Genomic DNA, 15,354 nt, shown 5'->3' on the forward strand with positions numbered 1-15,354 from the left:
CCGTCGTCTGCCTCTTCTTTCGGCTTCCCGGTCACCCCTCCGGAAAACGAGCGCAGCGGTTAGGTTCGACGCATGACGCCAACCGAGGAGTTCGGTGGGGAGCTCGCGGACTTCGTGCGCCGCGTCGCGGAGTTGAAGGCATCGCGCTCCGCCCCCGCCGGTGATCTGCGTCCCATGCTGGACGCGGCGCTGTTCGAACTGGACCACGTGGTCGAGCGGCTGTGGCCGGGCTTCGAGCAGCTCACCGACGGGCCGTCGACGGCCAGCGCGTCGGACCGGGAGGAACAGCGGCTGCTGCGCGCGGTGTTCCAGCGGTTCCCGCTGCCGATCGTCCTGGTGGACGCCGAGACCGTGGTGCGGCGCATGAACTTCGCGGCCACCGGGTTCACGGGCGTGCGCGGCGGATACGCGACCGGCCGCCCGCTGACCGGGTTCCTGACGCAGCCGGACCGCAGCGCGTTCCGCTCCCAGGCCGCGGCGGTGGCCCGCAGCGAGGGCGACCGAAGCCTGACGGTGCGGCTCCAGCACCACCCGCAGGTGCCGGTGCGGGCGACGCTGACCGCGCTGCGCCCGGGCACCGAGCCCCGCACGGTGGTGCTGGTCGCCCTCCAGCCCGCGAGCACGCACGACCCCCGGCCGCCGAGGCAGCTGGGCCGCGCCCCCGACCTGGCGGAGGCGACCCGGCACGCCGAACTCCTCGAACTGGCCGACGCGATGACGGCGGCGCTGCTCACGGCGCCCGCGGGCGAGCCGACCGCCGTCCTGGAGCGCGCCGCGGACGTGCTGCACGGCCGGTTCGCCGACTGGGTGATAGTCGACGAGGGCGCCCCGGGGCCCCGCCGGACGGTGGTGCTCGGCCCGCGGGAGCAGGACGGCCTGGCGGCGGAGCTGCTCGCGCGGGACCCGGCCGGGGCGCCGCTGGTCATGGAGACCACGCGGTGCGCGGCGCCCGCGCTCCAGGTGCGGCCCGAGCCGCCGGACGGCTTCGGCCGGGACGCGTCCGGCGCGCCCCTGCTGGTGCGGGCGAACGTCACGTCGCTGCTGTGCGTGCCGCTCGCCGCCCGTACGGACGGGCCGGTCGAGGGCGTGCTCAGCCTGTTCAGGACCGGCCCGCGCCTCGCCTTCTCGATGGCGGAGGCGCAGGCCGTCGACACGATGTCACGCCACATCGCCCTGGCTATGCGGCGTTCGGCATGACCTCGTCATCCCTGAGGGCGTCCCGGGCGCCGTCCCCGACATCCGCGACATCCGCGGCACCCGCGACACCCGCGGTCTCCACGGTCTCCGCGGTGTCACGCGCCGCGCCTTCCGGGTCCGCCGACCGCCCGGGGCGCCCGGCGGCGTGCCCGGTCGTGCGCCCGGCGCCGTGCCCCGCGCGCCCGGCGTGCCGGGCGGACTCGCGCAGGACCTCCTCGCGCAGCCGCCCGCAGCAGCGGCTGATCAGGCGCGACACGTGCATCTGCGAGATGCCCAGGTGCTCGGCGATGCGGCTCTGCGTCATGTCGCCGAAGAACCGCATGTACAGAATGGTCCGCTCGCGCTCCGGCAGCTTGGCCAGGCACGGTTTGACGGCCTCGCGGTCGACGACGACGTCGAGCGCGGGGTCGGGGCCGCCGAGCGTGTCGCGCAGGGCGTAGCCGTCGTCGCTGCCGGGCAGCTCGGCGTCCAGGGACAGCGCGGTGAAGCTGTCGAGGGCCTCCAGGCCGGTGGCGGCGTCCTCCTCGCTCATCCGGGCCCGCTCGGCGATCTCGGCGATGGTCGGGGCGCGCCCGGAGACCGTCTGGGACAGGTCCTGGCAGGCGAACCGCACACGGTTGCGCAGGTCCTGGACGCGGCGCGGCACATGCAGGGTCCACATGTGGTCGCGGAAGTGGCGTTTGATCTCGCCGGTGACGGTCGGCACGGCGTAGCTCTCGAAGGCGTTGCCGCGCCGCGGGTCATACCGGTCGACGGCCTTGACCAGGCCGAGCGCCGCGACCTGGCGCAGGTCGTCGAGGGACTCGCCGCGGTTGCGGAAGCGGCCCGCGAGCCGCTCGGCCATGGGCAGCCAGGCCCGCACGATCTCCTCGCGCAGGGCGTCCCTGCGGGGGCCGTGGGGCATCTCGCACAGCTTGCGGAACGCCTCGGCGGTGTCCGGGGCGTCGTCGTGCGGGTGCCGCCGCCGACCGGAGCGGTCTGCGCGCTGGGCGTGGGAGCCGCCGCGCGCCGGTCGGGTCTGGTTCCTCGGCGGACGGTGGGGTGCGTTGGATCGCATGAGGGTGACAACTCCCTTGCCGGTGCCTTGGGTGGGCGGACACCGTGGGAGCGCTCGGGGTGCGCCTGGACAGGGCACACCCGGGGTGAAGCGGGATCACTCCCACGGGCGTGCCTCCGGTCCGAAGCACTGTCTTCCGCCTGCCCGGGTCGCCGCTCGTCAAACACCCCCCGGTGACGACCGGGGGTTTCTCCGCCGCGCCCAGGAAACCCGGCCGGGACCGAGCCGACACCGGGCGCAGGAGGAGTTCCCCATGAGCACGAAGGTCGCCGATCACATACTGGAGAGGCTGCGGGCCTGGGACGTCTCGTGCGTCTTCGGCTATCCCGGGGACGGCATCAACGGCCTCCTCGCGGCCTGGGGCCGCGCCGACGACCAGCCGCGCTTCGTCCAGTCGCGGCACGAGGAGATGTCCGCGTTCCAGGCGGTGGGCTACGCCAAGTTCGGGCAGCGGCTCGGGGTGTGCGTCGCCACGTCGGGACCGGGCGCGGTCCACCTGCTGAACGGCCTGTACGACGCGAAACTGGACCACGTGCCGGTGCTGGCGCTCGTCGGGCAGACCCACCGCAGCGCGATGGGCGGCTCGTACCAGCAGGAGGTCGACCTGCACACGCTGTTCAAGGACGTCGCGTCCGACTTCGTGGAGACGGTGACGGTCCCCGAGCAGCTGCCCAACGTCCTGGACCGGGCGATCCGCACCGCGTACGCCCGCCGCTGCCCCACCGCGGTGATCGTCCCGGGCGATGTGCAGGAGCTGGAGTACAGCCCGCCGTCGCACGCGTTCAAGATGGTGCCCTCCAGCCTGGACCGCTCCGCGTGGACGGCGCTGCCCTCGCCGACGGCCCTGGAGCGGGCCGCAGAGGTGCTCAACGCCGGGAACCGGGCGGCGATCCTCATCGGCCAGGGCGCGGCGGGCGCCCGCGCGGAGGTCGAGGAGGTCGCGGCCCTGCTCGGCGCGGGCGTCGCCAAGGCGCTGCTCGGCAAGGACGCCCTCAGCGACGAGCTGCCGTACGTCACCGGCGCGATCGGCCTGCTCGGCACCCGGCCCTCGTACGAGCTGATGCGCGACTGCGACACGCTCCTGACGATCGGCTCCAGCTTCCCGTACTCGCAGTTCCTGCCGGAGTACGGAAAGGCACGGGCCGTGCAGATCGACATCGACCCGCACATGGTCGGGATGCGCTACCCGTACGAGGTGAACCTCGTCGGGGACGCGCGTGAGACGCTGCGGCGGCTGATCCCGCTGATCTCGCGGGAGCGCCGGGAGACGGGACGGGAGTGGTACGACGAGGTGTGCGCGAACGTGCGGCGCTGGCACGAGGTGATGGAGCGCCGCGCGGGCCTGAGCGCCGACCCCGTCAACCCGGAGCACGTGGCGCGCGCCCTGGACCCGCTGCTGCCCGACGACGCGATCATCACGTCCGACTCGGGCTCGACGGCCAACTGGTACGCCCGCCATCTGACGCTGCGCGGGGACATGCGGGCCTCGCTGTCGGGCACCCTCGCGACGATGGGCTGCGGCGTGCCGTACGCGATCGGCGCGAAGTTCGCGCACCCGAACCGGCCCGTGGTGGCGCTCGTCGGGGACGGCGCGATGCAGATGAACGGCCTCGCGGAGCTGATCACGGCGGCCAAGTACCGGCACCGCTGGGACGACCCGCGCCTGGTCGTCGGCGTGTGGAACAACCAGGACCTGAACCAGGTGACGTGGGAGATGCGGGCCATGGAGGGCGCCCCGTCGTTCCTGCCGTCGCAGTCGCTCCCGGACGTGCCGTACGCGGACTTCGCGCGCTCCATCGGTCTGACGGGCATCCGCGTGGAGAAGCCGGAGGACGTGGAGGCGGGCTGGCGCGCGGCCCTGGACGCGCCCGGCCCGGCGGTCGTGGAGTTCCGCACGGACCCGGCGGTGCCGCCGATCCCGCCGCACGCCACCTGGGACCAGCTGGAGGCGACGGCGGCGGCGCTGCTCAAGGGCGACGCGGACCGGGGCTCGGTGGTGAAGCAGGGGCTGAAGGCGAAGGTGCAGGAGTTCATGTCCGGGGGCGGCAAGCGGGACTGAGCGGGGCGCGCTCCCCGGGGCGCGGCGGAGGGTGGGCGGTGCCCGATGTGCGGGCCGGGCGCCGCCCGGCCGCGTCCTTCACAGGGCGCGGTGTGCGCCGTCCAGTGCCTCGTCCGGCTCGTCGGGGCGGGGCGCGGGCGGCAGCAGCAGTTCCTCGTACCGGCCGAGCGCGAGGACCACGCCCAGCAGCACCACGGGGATGAACACGGTGAGAACCGCCATGACCGCTCCTCCCCTCCAGCGTGAAGTGCCGGGCTCCGGCGTGCCGCGGAGTCCCGGTCCGAAGGGTCGCGCCCCGGGTCTCCCCCGCCCGTGCCGGCAAACCTCCGGCGCACGCCGGAACGCGGCCGGTCGGGGCGGGGCGTGCATAGAGGGGCGGGCGCGGGGTACTGCGGCCGGGGTCACACGGACACCCGCACCCGGCGAACGAGACGGACACCGGGACGCAAGGGGCCTCAACCAAGGGGTCGGAAGGGGCACAGACATGGCGGAGTACGTGAGGGAAGTCATGACCACAGGGGTCGTCGCGGTCAGTCCCGACGCCTCCCTGGTGGAGGCCGCGCAGCTGATGCGCGCCCAGGGCATCGGCGACGTCGTCGTGGCGGGGGAAGGCCGGGTCCTCGGGGTGCTCACCGACCGGGACATCACCACCCGGGCCGTGGCGGACGGCGCCGACCCGCTGACGGTGAGCGCACAGGCCGTGTGCACGCCGAACCCGGTGGTGGTGGGGCCCGACGACGAGGTGTCGGCCGCGGTGGGCCTGATGCGCGACCACGCGGTGCGCAGGCTGCCCGTGGTCGAGGACGGCCAGCCCATCGGGATGGTCAGCATCGGAGACCTGGCGATCGCGCAGGACCCGTCCTCCGCGCTGGCCGACATCAGCCGCGCGGGGCCGGACGAACCGCCGGGACCGAGCCTGGTCTGACCGCGCGGTCAGCCGCCGACCGGCGCGGAACGGCACACGCCACCACACTGGTGACCGAAGCGGCACGGCCCGGACGCTCCCGGCACGGCCCGGGACGTGCCGGGCATCGAGCAGCCGGGCGGGCCCGGCAGCCCGGCCCCCGAGCCGGTCCGGCCCCGCCCCGAGCAGCGCCGCGCACTCCGGGCGGCGCCCCGGGCACGCCCCGCACACGCCCGGCGACAACCGCACGCAACACCGCACGCACGCCCCCGCACGCCGCAGGGGCGTCGAGCAAGGACGGAAAGGACGCTGACCGCATGCGCATCGCATTTCTCGTCGCCCCCGAGGGCGTCGAACAGGTGGAGCTGACCGAGCCCTGGCAGGCCGTCGTGGACGCGGGCGCCGAGCCGGTCCTGGTCTCGGTCGAGCCCGGCACCGTGCAGGCCTTCCACCACCTCGACAAGGGCGACACCTTCCCCGTCGACCAGGTGGTGGGCGAGGTCGCGCCGGACGAGTTCGACGGCCTGGTGCTGCCGGGCGGCGTCGCCAACCCGGACCGGCTGCGCACGGAGGAGGCGGCGGTCGCGTTCGTACGCGCCTTCTGCGAGCTGGGCCGCCCGGTGGCGGCGATCTGCCACGCCCCGTGGACGCTGATCGAGGCGGACGTGGTGCGCGACCGCACCCTCACCTCCTGGCCGAGCCTCGCCACGGACATCCGCAACGCGGGCGGCATCTGGGTGGACGAGCAGGTGAAGGTGTGCGACGGCGCCGCGCCGACGCTGATCACCAGCCGCAAGCCGGACGACCTGAAGGCGTTCTGCGAGGCCTTCATGGCGGAGTTCACCCGCGGGGCGGCGGCATGACGGCCCCGGCGGACCGGCCGCACGAGCCGGACGGCAAGCAGCGCCAGCGCGACCACTACCGGGCGGCGGACCCGGCGGGCGGCCCGCTCACCACCGACCAGGGCGTGGTGGTCGACCACACCGACGACTCCCTGGCCGCGGGCGCGCGCGGGCCCACCCTGCTTGAGGACTTCCACTTCCGGGAGAAGCTGACGCGCTTCGACCACGAGCGGATCCCCGAGCGGGTGGTGCACGCGCGGGGCGCGGGCGCGTACGGCTACTTCGAACCGTACGAGTCCTGCGCGGAGTTCACGCGGGCCGCCTTCCTCCAGGACCCGTCGGTGCGCACGCCGGTGTTCGTGCGGTTCTCGACCGTGCAGGGGCCGAAGGGGTCGGCGGACACGGTGCGGGACGTGCGCGGTTTCGCCACCAAGTTCTACACCTCGGAGGGCAACTACGACCTGGTCGGGAACAACTTCCCGGTGTTCTTCATCCAGGACGGCATCAAGTTCCCCGACTTCGTGCACGCGGTGAAGCCGGAGCCGCACAACGACATCCCGACGGGCGCCTCCGCGCACGACACCCTGTGGGACTTCGTGTCGCTCCAGCCGGAGACGCTGCACGCCATCATGTGGCTGATGTCGGACCGGGCCATCCCGCGCAGCTACCGCATGATGCAGGGCTTCGGGGTGCACACCTTCCGGTTCGTCAACGCCCAGGGGCGCGGCACGTTCGTGAAGTTCCACTGGAAGCCGAAGCTCGGCACGCACTCGCTGGTGTGGGACGAGGCGCAGGAGTGCCAGGGCCGCGACCCGGACTTCAACCGGCGCGACCTGTGGGACGCGATCGAGGCGGGCGAGTACCCCGAGTACGAGCTGGGTGTCCAACTCGTCCCCGAGGAGGACGAGTTCGCCTTCGACTTCGATCTGCTCGACCCCACGAAGATCATCCCGGAGGAGCAGGTGCCGGTGCGGCCGATCGGCCGGATGGTGCTCGACCGCAACCCGGAGAATTTCTTCGCCGAGACCGAGCAGGTCGCCTTCCACACGGCGAACGTGGTGCCGGGCATCGACTTCACCAACGACCCGCTGCTCCAGGCCCGCAACTTCTCCTACCTGGACACGCAGCTGATCCGCCTGGGCGGCCCCAACTTCGCCCAGATCCCGGTGAACCGCCCGGTGGCGCCGGTGCGCACCAACCAGCGCGACGGCTACCACCAGAGCGCCCTGCACAGCGGCACCAACTACTCGCCCAACTCGCTCGGCGCGGGCTGCCCGGCGGTAGCGGGCCCCGACGGGCACGCGTACACGCACTACGCCGAGCGCGTCGACGGCGCCAAGATCCGCCAGCGCAGCCCCAGCTTCCGCGACCACTACAGCCAGGCCGCCCTGTTCTGGCACAGCATGGCCGACTGGGAGCAGCGGCACATCGTGGACGCCTTCCGGTTCGAACTCGGCAAGGTCGGGGCGCTGACGGTGCGGTCCCGCACGGTGGCGGAACTCGCCCGCGTGGACCACGCGCTGGCGGCGGCGGTCGCCGAGGGTATCGGCGTGCCCGCGCCCGAGGCGGGAGCCGACGAGCCCCGCAAGACGGCCGTCTCCCCCGCGCTCAGCCTCGTGGCGCAGCGCGGCGACGGCTCGATCCGCACCCGGCAGGTCGCGGTCCTGGTCACCGACGGCGTGGACGCCGAGCAGGTCACCTCGGTGCGGGAGGCGCTGGCCGCGGAGGGCGCCGTGGTCGAGGCGCTGGCGCCGCGGGACGGCTCGGTGACGGGCGCGGACGGCGAGCGGCACGCCGTGGACCGGGCGCTGCCGACGGTGGCGTCGGTCCTGTACGACGCGGTGCTGGTGCCGGGCGGCCCGGCGGGCGCGCCGACGGCGCTGGCCGACCCGGACGCGCTGCGGTTCGTGCGGGACGCCTACCGGCACGGCAAGCCGGTGGGGGCGCTCGGCGCGGGCGTCGCCGCCCTCGGCGCGCTCGGCGCCGACGACCTGCGGCTCGCCGCGGAGCCGGGGCAGGCGGTCGCCGACCGCGGGGTGGTGACGGACACCGCGCCGGGACCGGCCGGGGAGCCGTTCCTGCGGGCGTTCACCGAGGCGGTCGCCGGGCACCGGTACTGGGACCGGCCGGTGGCGCGGAGCTGAGCCGCCCGGCGCCGGTCAGGGCCTGCGGCCGAGCAGGCACAGGAGCCTGGTCTGCTCGTCCGCGCCCGGCGGGGGCGGTACGGGACGGGCGAACAGGCCGGTCCCGGCGAGGTCGGCGGCGTACGGGGCGACCTCGTGCAGCGCGTGGGCGACTAGGTCGTCCGGCAGGCGCTCGGGGGCGCCGACGGCGCGGGACAGGTCCCAGGTGTGCACGACGAGGTCGGTGACCATCTGGGCGCAGTAGTCGGGCGCGGGCGTGTCGCCGTAGGACAGGTGCACGGTGCGGTCCAGGGCGCCGGGTTCGCGGAAGGCGGCGCGGGCGGCCGCGGCGGCGCCGTCCCAGGCGGCGACCGGGTCGGCGCCGAGCACATCGCCGTCGTAGGCGTCGCCGACGGCCTCGATGGTGGCGCCGTCGCGGACCAGGGGCACCGCCCACGCCTGCTCGGCCGCGAGGTGGTTGACCAGGTCCCGCACCGACCACTCCGCGCAGGGCGTGGGCGCGCCCCACTGGTCGGCGCGGATGCCGTGCACCCGGTCGGTGAAGGCGTCCAGGGCCCGGCCGTGCCGCTCCAGGAGCCGCTCGCCGTCGGTCGTCGCGCTCATGGGGTCTCCCGTCGGGTGAGGGGTGTGCCCGTACGCGTACGAGTCTTACCGGCACGGGCCGCCGCACGCAGGAGGAGGGCGCCCGGACGGGAGCGGGACGAGGGGGGACGAGGGGGGACGAGAGGAGGGGACGAGCGAGGCGGGCCCGGTGGACACACACGGGGGATATGTGTCGAGGGGGAACGGACCGGGCCCGCTGGCTCGACCGGCCCGGCTCAGGGAGCGCCGGGCCGGATGTGCGCCGGGGATCCGTCCACGGAACGACGGCACGGGAGAAGGCTAGGGCCCCCGCGACGCCGACCGGTCCACCCGGCGACAGCGACACATTAGGCGCGCTACTCGCCGGTCACGATCCGCTGAGCGCGGTGGCTGTCCGCGAAGCGCAGCGTGTCCGAATCGGGCGGGGGCGCGCGTACAACCCCGGCCCCGCCCCGGGCGTCCCCTACTCGTCGGCCGCCCGTCAGCCCCGCAGCGTCCGCCCGTCAGCCCCGCAGCGTCTCCGACGGCAGTTCGCCGAAGCGGGCCCGGTACTGCTCGGCGAAGCGGCCGAGGTGGGCGAAGCCCCAGCGGTGGGCGACCTCGCTGACGTGGCGCTCCTCGGGGCAGGCCGCGACCAGCTCCGCGCGCGCCCGGCTGAGCCGCACGTCCCGTACGTACGCCATCGGGGACATGCCCACGTAGCGGCGGAAGGCCTCCTGGAGCCAGCGGACGCCGACGCGGGCCTCGGCGGCGAGCGCGGCGGTGGTGAAGGGGTGGTCCGGCCGCTCGTGCACGGCGTCCATGGCGCGCTTGACCGGCGCGGGGCGCAGCGCCTGCGCCGGGTCGGTGAGCTGGTCGCGGTAGCGGTGCCCGGCGGACAGCAGCAGGCCGTGCAGCAGGGCCTCCTGGAGGGGGGCGGCGACGAGCGGCTGGGCGAGGGCGCCGGTGCCCTCGCGCAGGTCGTCGGCGACCGTGCGCACGAGCCGGGCCCAGCCGCGCCCGGGTCCGGAGCTGATGTCGAAGGCGGGGGCGAAGGTGACGGGTCCGCGCACGGGCCTGCCGAGCAGCTTCTCCAGGCTCTGCTCCACGGCCGCGCGGTCCAGCTTGACGGCGAACATCCGGCAGTCGCCGCTCCAGCGCTCCAGGACCGTGTCGCCGAGCGGCTGGAAGACGGCGGCCGTGCCCGGCACGGCGCGGGTGGCGGGCGCGGGCCCCTGCCGCCAGGTGAGCTGGCCGCTGAGGAGCACGTCGACGTGGTAGGCGCCCAGTTCGCCGCAGCGCATGCGCACGTCGGCGCCGCAGGAGAGGTCGCCGACGGTGAGCGCGCCGAGCGCCCCGATGTCGAACCGGGCCCGGAAGACCCCCGTGCCGTGCAGCACGTCCATGAAGTTGCTGTAGTACGTGGCCTCGATCATCGCCCGGGCCTCGTCCACGTCGTCCGTCCTGAAGGACGTCCTCAAGGACACCTTCTCCCCCAACCGCGCAGCGTACGAGGGGTTTGCGCCGCGCAGCCCACCACGCTACCGCGCGCGCTCCACCCTGCGCTCGTCCCACACCGGCTCGGGGGTCTCGCGCACCCGGCCGTCCGCGCCGAACACCAGGAAGCGGTCGAAGGAGCGGGCGAACCAGCGGTCGTGGGTGACCGCGAGGACCGTGCCCTCGTACGCCTCCAGGCCCTCCTGGAGGGCCTCGGCGGACTCCAGGTCGAGGTTGTCGGTGGGCTCGTCGAGCAACAGGGCCGTGGCGCCCGCCAGTTCGAGCAGCAGGATCTGGAAGCGGGCCTGCTGGCCGCCGGACAGCTTCTCGAAGCGCTGCTCGGCCTGCGCGGTCAGCTCGTACCGCCGCAGGCGGGACATCGCCGCGCCCCGGTCTTTGGCGTGCTCGCGCCACAGGATGTCGAGCAGGGTGCGGCCGAACAGCTCCGGGTGGGCGTGGGTCTGCGCGAAGTGCCCGGGCACGACGCGCGCGCCGAGCTTCCACTCGCCCGTGTGCGCCACCGGGTTCTCGGGCTGGCCGAAGTCGCCCGCGAGCAGGCGCAGGAAGTGCGACTTGCCCGAGCCGTTGGAGCCGAGGACGGCGACCCGCTCGCCGTAGAACACCTCCAGGTCGAAGGGTTTCATCAGGCCCGTCAGTTCCAGGTTCTTGCAGGTGATGGCGCGCACTCCGGTGCGGCCGCCGTGCAGGCGCATGGTGATGTCCTGCTTGCGGGGCGGCTCGGGCGGCGGGCCCGCCTCCTCGAACTTGCGCAGCCTGGTCTTCGCGGCCTGGTAGCGCGAGGCCATCTCGTCGCTGCGCGAGGCGTACTGCTGCATGTCGAGCACGAGCCGCTTGAGCTGCGCGTGCTTCTCGTCCCAGCGGCGGCGCAGCTCCTCGAAGCGGGCGAAGCGCTCCTGGCGGGCCTCGTGGTAGGTGCCGAAGCCGCCGCCGTGCACCCACACCTCGGAGCCGCCGGGGCTCGGCTCGACGCTGACGATGCGGTCGGCGGCGCGGGCGAGCAGCTCGCGGTCGTGGCTGACGAACAGGACCGTCTTGCGGGTCTCCCTCAGCCGCTCCTCGAGCCAGCGCTTGCCGGGCACGTCCAGGTAGTTGTCCGGCTCGTCCAGGAGCAGCACCTCGTCCGTGCCGCGCAGCAGCGCTTCGAGGACCAGGCGCTTCTGCTCGCCGCCGGACAGCGTGCGCACCTCGCGCCACTGGGCCTTGTCGTACGGGACGCCGAGCGCGGCCGTGGTGCAGATGTCCCACAGCGTCTCCGCCTCGTACCCCCGGGCCTCCGCCCAGTCGGACAGGGCCTGCGCGTACTGGAGCTGGGCGGCCTCGTCGTCGACGGTCAGGATGGCGTGCTCGGCGCGGTCGACGGCCCGCGCGGCCTCCCGGATGCGCGGGTGGGCGACGGAGACCAGCAGGTCGCGCACGGTGCTCTCGTCCCGCACCGAGCCGACGAACTGCGGCATGACGCCGAGTCCGCCGCTCACCGTGACCGTGCCGCCGTGCGCCTGCAGCTCGCCCGCGATCAGCTTGAGCAGCGTGGTCTTGCCCGCGCCGTTCGGCCCGACGAGCGCCGCCGACGTGCCCTCGGCCACGCGGAAGGAGACATCGCCGAGCAGCGCGCGGCCGTCCGGCAGGTAGTACTCGATGTGCGCGGCTTCCAGATGTCCCATGCGGGGATTGTCCGGGGCGGCCTGTGGGCTGGGCAAACGGTTTACGGGCGGGGCGGAGGCGACGGCGGACGGAGCCGGGCACGGGCGGTGCCGCGACCGGGCACGGGCGCCGCGGGAGCGCGGAACCGGCGCGGGGATCAGCGGCTTTGCGGCGGGCCGCTCCCGGGTACGCGGTTGCCATGAGTCCTGATGCCGAACTTCCGCTGCCCCCGCCCGCGGGCTCCGCGCCCGCCTCGTGGCGCTCGACTGCCGGGTCTTCGACACCGTGGCCTCGCGGCACTGGCCGGGCGCCGACCGGGTGCTGCCGCGCCTGAGCCGGGCCGCCAACCACGGCGTGCTGTGGTTCGCCACCGCCGCCGGGCTCGCCGCCGCCGGGCACCCGCGCGCCCGCCGCGCCGCCGCCCGGGGCGTCGCCTCGCTCGCGCTGGCGTCGGCGACCATCAACACGCTCGGCAAGCGGTCGGTGCGCAGGACGCGGCCGGTGCTGGACGCGGTGCCGCTGGTGCGGCGCCTGAAGCGCCAGCCCGTCACCACGTCCTTCCCGTCCGGGCACGCGGCGTCGGCCGCGGCCTTCGCCACGGGGGTCGCCCTGGAGTCGCGCGGACTCGGCGCGGCCGTCGCGCCGCTCGCGGGGGCGGTGGCCCTGTCGCGCGTCTACACCGGCGTGCACTTCCCCAGCGACGTCCTCGCCGGTGCCGCCCTCGGCGCCGGTGCCGCCTTCGCCGTACGCGGCCTGGTGCCGACCCGGGACCTGGTGCCGCCCCCGGCCCGCGCGCGCACCGACGCCCCGGCGCTGCCCGGCGGGCGCGGCCTGGTGGTGGTCGTGAACAACGGCGCCCGTTCACCGGAGCGGGCCCAGGCGCTCCTTGACGCGCTGCCGCACGCGGAGGCGGTGCACTGCGCGCCCGAGGACGTGCCCGCCGAGTTGGAGAAGGCCGCGCAGGGCGCCCGCGCCCTCGGCGTGTGCGGCGGCGACGGCACCGTGAACACGGCGGCGGCGACCGCGCTGCGCCACAACCTGCCCCTGGTCGTGGTGCCCGGCGGCACGCTGAACCACTTCGCGGTGGACCTGCGGGCCGACGACACGCGGGCGTTGGCGCGGGCGGTGGAGGCGGGGGACGCGGTGGCCGTGGACGTGGGGCGGTTCCGCGCGAGCGGCGTCGAGGGGGGTGAGCGCGGCGAGGGCTCCGGGGGCGTGGGCGGCCCTGACGGCCTCGGGGCCCAGGAGGGGTACTTCCTCAACACGTTCAGCCTCGGCGTGTACCCGGAGCTGGTGCGGGAGCGGGAGCGCTGGTCGCGGCTGGTCGGCGGCTGGCCCGCGGGGGTGCTCGCCGCCGCCCATGTGCTGCGCGCCCGGCAGCAGCCGCTGCGGGCCGAGTTCCAGGGCGCCGAGCGGGCGCTGTGGCTGCTGTTCGCCGGGAACTGCGTGTACCACCGCATCGGGCTCGCGCCCGCGCGGCGCGTCGACCTCGCCGACGGGCTGCTCGACGTGCGCGTCGTGCACGGCGGCCGCAGGCCCGGCGCCCGGCTGCTCGCGGCGGCCGTCAGCTCGCCGGTGGAGCGCTCGCCGTTCCAGACCGCGATCCGGCCGCACCGGCTGCGCGTCGACGGCCTCGCGCCCGGCACGATGGTCGCCTACGACGGCGAGATCACGCCGGTGGCGGGCGACCTGCTGATCGACAAGCTGCCGGAGGCGCTGGTGGCGTACCGGCCGCCGGGGACGCACTGACGCGGTGCGGCACGGCCCGCCCCGGCGCGGGCCGCCCCGACGCGGGCAGCAGCCGTGCCGCACCGGCTCGCCCCCGACCCGACCCGCGTATCTCATATCCCGATACGCGGGTCTCATTATTCAGGCGAGGGGCGTACGGTCCGACCATGCCCGACACCTCTGAGACCGCCACGACTGAGACCGCCACGACGACCGCGACCACCGCGACCGCGCGTCCCCAGGCCGACACCGCCGTCTACACGCACGGCCACCACGAGTCCGTGCTGCGCTCCCACTCCTGGCGCACCGCCGCCAACTCCGCCGCGTACCTGCTCGGTTCGCTCCGGCCGGACATGCGGGTCCTCGACGTCGGCTGCGGGCCCGGCACCATCACCGCCGACCTGGCGGCCCTCGTCCCGGGCGGGCACGTCACCGGCGTGGACCGGGCCCCCGGCGTCCTGGCGCAGGCGCGCGCCACGGCCGCCGAACGCGGCCTGGGCAACGTGGAGTTCGCCGTCGCCGACGTGTTCGCGCTCCCCTACCCGGACGGCGCCTTCGACGTCGTCCACGCCCACCAGGTGCTCCAGCACGTGAGCGACCCGGTGGCCGCGCTGCGCGAGATGCGCCGGGTCTGCGCGCCGGGCGGCCTGGTCGCCGCCCGCGACAGCGACTACGCGGCCATGACCTGGCACCCCGCCTCCCCCGGCATGGACGACTGGCTCGCCCTCTACCGGCGGGTGGCCCGCGCGGGCGGCGGCGAGCCGGACGCCGGGCGGCTGCTCAGGTCCTGGGCCCTGCGGGCCGGATTCACCGACATCACCGCCACCGCGTCCGCCTGGTGCTACAGCACGCCCGAGGAGCGCGCCTGGTGGAGCGGCCTGTGGGCGGACCGCACGGTGTCGTCCACGTACGCCGACATGGCGCGCGACGGCGGGCACGCGGACGCGGAGCGGCTGCGGGACGTCGCCGAGGCGTGGCGGGAGTGGGGCCGCGCCGACGACGGCTGGTTCGCGGTGCTGCACGGAGAGGTGCTGTGCCGGACGCCCGCGTAGCGGGACGAGGGCGGCGAGGGCGGCACGTCCGGGGCGCGAACCCGGCGCCGGGTGGTCGCGGCGCAGGTCGGGACCAAAGGGGGCGGCGTAGAACGCCGCGTTGGGGACACCCGGAGTGCAGGAGGTACACACTATGGTTCCCCTTCTTGTCGTCCTGCTGCTCATCCTGCTGCTCGCCGGTTTCGGCTTCGCGGTGAAGGTCCTGTGGTGGATCGCCATCGCGGTGCTGATCGTCTGGCTCCTCGGCTTCCTGCTGCGGGGCGCGGGCCCGAGCGCCGGTGGCGCGCGGCCCCGCTGGTACCGGTGGTAGCGGCGGTCATTCCCTGGGAAGCAGCGGACCCAGCGGCCCGAGGTCCAGATTCAGGTCCTCGGGCCGCAGCCCGTACCGCTCCCGCAGCCGCGTCATGCGGTCCTCCAGGAGCATCAGCGTCCGCCCGATCCTCTCCTCCTGATCCTCGGTCAGCTCCCCCGTCTCGAAGCGCCTGAGCGCCTGCCGCTCCATGAGCTGCCGCAGCAGCTCCACGACGGTCAGCACGAGCGCGACCAGGTCGCGCTCCACGGTGTCGGGGTCGAGATCCAGCTCAGCGGGCATCCTGCTCCCGTCCTTCCGTTCCCTCGGATCCCTTGGATCCCTTGAGTCCCTTGGGCTCC

General features: G+C 74.8%; 12 protein-coding genes and 2 pseudogenes. 8 read left to right on the forward strand and 6 right to left on the reverse strand.

Translation table 11 applies throughout. The features are described 5' to 3' along the window. Nucleotides 1-72 precede the first annotated feature (72 nt). On the forward strand, nucleotides 73-1,197 hold the full coding sequence (locus ACOBQU_RS07425; RefSeq protein ID WP_423625105.1) for a PAS domain-containing protein: 1,125 nt from the start codon (nucleotides 73-75) through the stop codon (nucleotides 1,195-1,197). Between the two features lie 193 nt (nucleotides 1,198-1,390). Here the strand turns inward: ACOBQU_RS07425 and ACOBQU_RS07430 are convergent. Continuing rightward, nucleotides 1,391-2,254 (reverse strand): annotated as a pseudogene (locus tag ACOBQU_RS07430) (RNA polymerase sigma factor SigF); the annotation flags it as partial. A gap of 253 nt (nucleotides 2,255-2,507) precedes the next feature. On the opposite strand from ACOBQU_RS07430, the gene ACOBQU_RS07435 reads away from it, so the two are divergent. Further along, a complete protein-coding gene (locus ACOBQU_RS07435) occupies nucleotides 2,508-4,313 on the forward strand; it encodes a thiamine pyrophosphate-requiring protein (protein WP_423625107.1) in 1,806 nt (601 codons plus the stop codon). A 78-nt stretch (nucleotides 4,314-4,391) separates the two neighbouring features. On the opposite strand, the gene ACOBQU_RS07440 is transcribed toward ACOBQU_RS07435, so the two are convergent. Further along, nucleotides 4,392-4,535, reverse strand: a complete 144-nt coding sequence (locus ACOBQU_RS07440) for a hypothetical protein (RefSeq protein ID WP_423625109.1) — start codon at nucleotides 4,533-4,535, stop codon at nucleotides 4,392-4,394. Between the two features lie 262 nt (nucleotides 4,536-4,797). Between ACOBQU_RS07440 and ACOBQU_RS07445 the strand changes: the two genes are divergently transcribed. From ACOBQU_RS07445 to ACOBQU_RS07455, 3 genes are all read left to right on the forward strand, one after another. After that, complete coding sequence (locus ACOBQU_RS07445) at nucleotides 4,798-5,238, forward strand: CBS domain-containing protein (RefSeq protein WP_423625111.1); 441 nt, start codon at nucleotides 4,798-4,800, stop codon at nucleotides 5,236-5,238. A 296-nt stretch (nucleotides 5,239-5,534) separates the two neighbouring features. Then, a complete protein-coding gene (locus tag ACOBQU_RS07450) occupies nucleotides 5,535-6,080 on the forward strand; it encodes a type 1 glutamine amidotransferase domain-containing protein (RefSeq protein ID WP_423625113.1) in 546 nt (181 codons plus the stop codon). Beyond that, on the forward strand, nucleotides 6,077-8,203 hold the full coding sequence (locus tag ACOBQU_RS07455) for a catalase (protein ID WP_423625114.1): 2,127 nt from the start codon (nucleotides 6,077-6,079) through the stop codon (nucleotides 8,201-8,203). The genes ACOBQU_RS07450 and ACOBQU_RS07455 overlap by 4 nt, the downstream gene beginning before the upstream one ends. Before the next feature lie 15 nt (nucleotides 8,204-8,218). Here the strand turns inward: ACOBQU_RS07455 and ACOBQU_RS07460 are convergent, their stop codons facing one another. From ACOBQU_RS07460 to ACOBQU_RS07470, 3 genes are all read right to left on the reverse strand, one after another. Then, nucleotides 8,219-8,806: a TIGR03086 family metal-binding protein gene (locus tag ACOBQU_RS07460; protein WP_423625116.1), complete on the reverse strand. Its 588-nt coding sequence runs from the start codon at nucleotides 8,804-8,806 to the stop codon at nucleotides 8,219-8,221. A 482-nt stretch (nucleotides 8,807-9,288) separates the two neighbouring features. Continuing rightward, nucleotides 9,289-10,245, reverse strand: coding sequence for an AraC family transcriptional regulator (locus ACOBQU_RS07465; RefSeq protein ID WP_423625118.1), 957 nt, complete (start codon nucleotides 10,243-10,245; stop codon nucleotides 9,289-9,291). 60 nt (nucleotides 10,246-10,305) lie between these two features. Further along, nucleotides 10,306-11,943: an ABC-F family ATP-binding cassette domain-containing protein gene (locus tag ACOBQU_RS07470; RefSeq protein ID WP_423625120.1), complete on the reverse strand. Its 1,638-nt coding sequence runs from the start codon at nucleotides 11,941-11,943 to the stop codon at nucleotides 10,306-10,308. Between the two features lie 179 nt (nucleotides 11,944-12,122). Between ACOBQU_RS07470 and ACOBQU_RS07475 the strand changes: the two are divergent. From ACOBQU_RS07475 to ACOBQU_RS07485, 3 genes and pseudogenes are all read left to right on the forward strand, one after another. After that, nucleotides 12,123-13,672: pseudogene (locus tag ACOBQU_RS07475) on the forward strand (bifunctional phosphatase PAP2/diacylglycerol kinase family protein). Nucleotides 13,673-13,818: 146 nt separating this feature from the next. Then, nucleotides 13,819-14,703, forward strand: coding sequence for a class I SAM-dependent methyltransferase (locus ACOBQU_RS07480; protein WP_423625122.1), 885 nt, complete (start codon nucleotides 13,819-13,821; stop codon nucleotides 14,701-14,703). Between the two features lie 133 nt (nucleotides 14,704-14,836). Beyond that, nucleotides 14,837-15,013 (forward strand): hydrophobic protein, encoded by a 177-nt coding sequence (locus tag ACOBQU_RS07485; RefSeq protein ID WP_423625124.1) that lies wholly within the window; start codon nucleotides 14,837-14,839, stop codon nucleotides 15,011-15,013. 6 nt (nucleotides 15,014-15,019) lie between these two features. Here ACOBQU_RS07485 and ACOBQU_RS07490 read toward each other — a convergent pair whose 3' ends face one another. Continuing rightward, nucleotides 15,020-15,295: a gas vesicle protein K gene (locus tag ACOBQU_RS07490; protein ID WP_423625126.1), complete on the reverse strand. Its 276-nt coding sequence runs from the start codon at nucleotides 15,293-15,295 to the stop codon at nucleotides 15,020-15,022. Nucleotides 15,296-15,354 lie beyond the last annotated feature (59 nt).

The organism is Streptomyces sp. G45, assembly GCF_049542095.1.
Classification (GTDB): domain Bacteria; phylum Actinomycetota; class Actinomycetes; order Streptomycetales; family Streptomycetaceae; genus Streptomyces.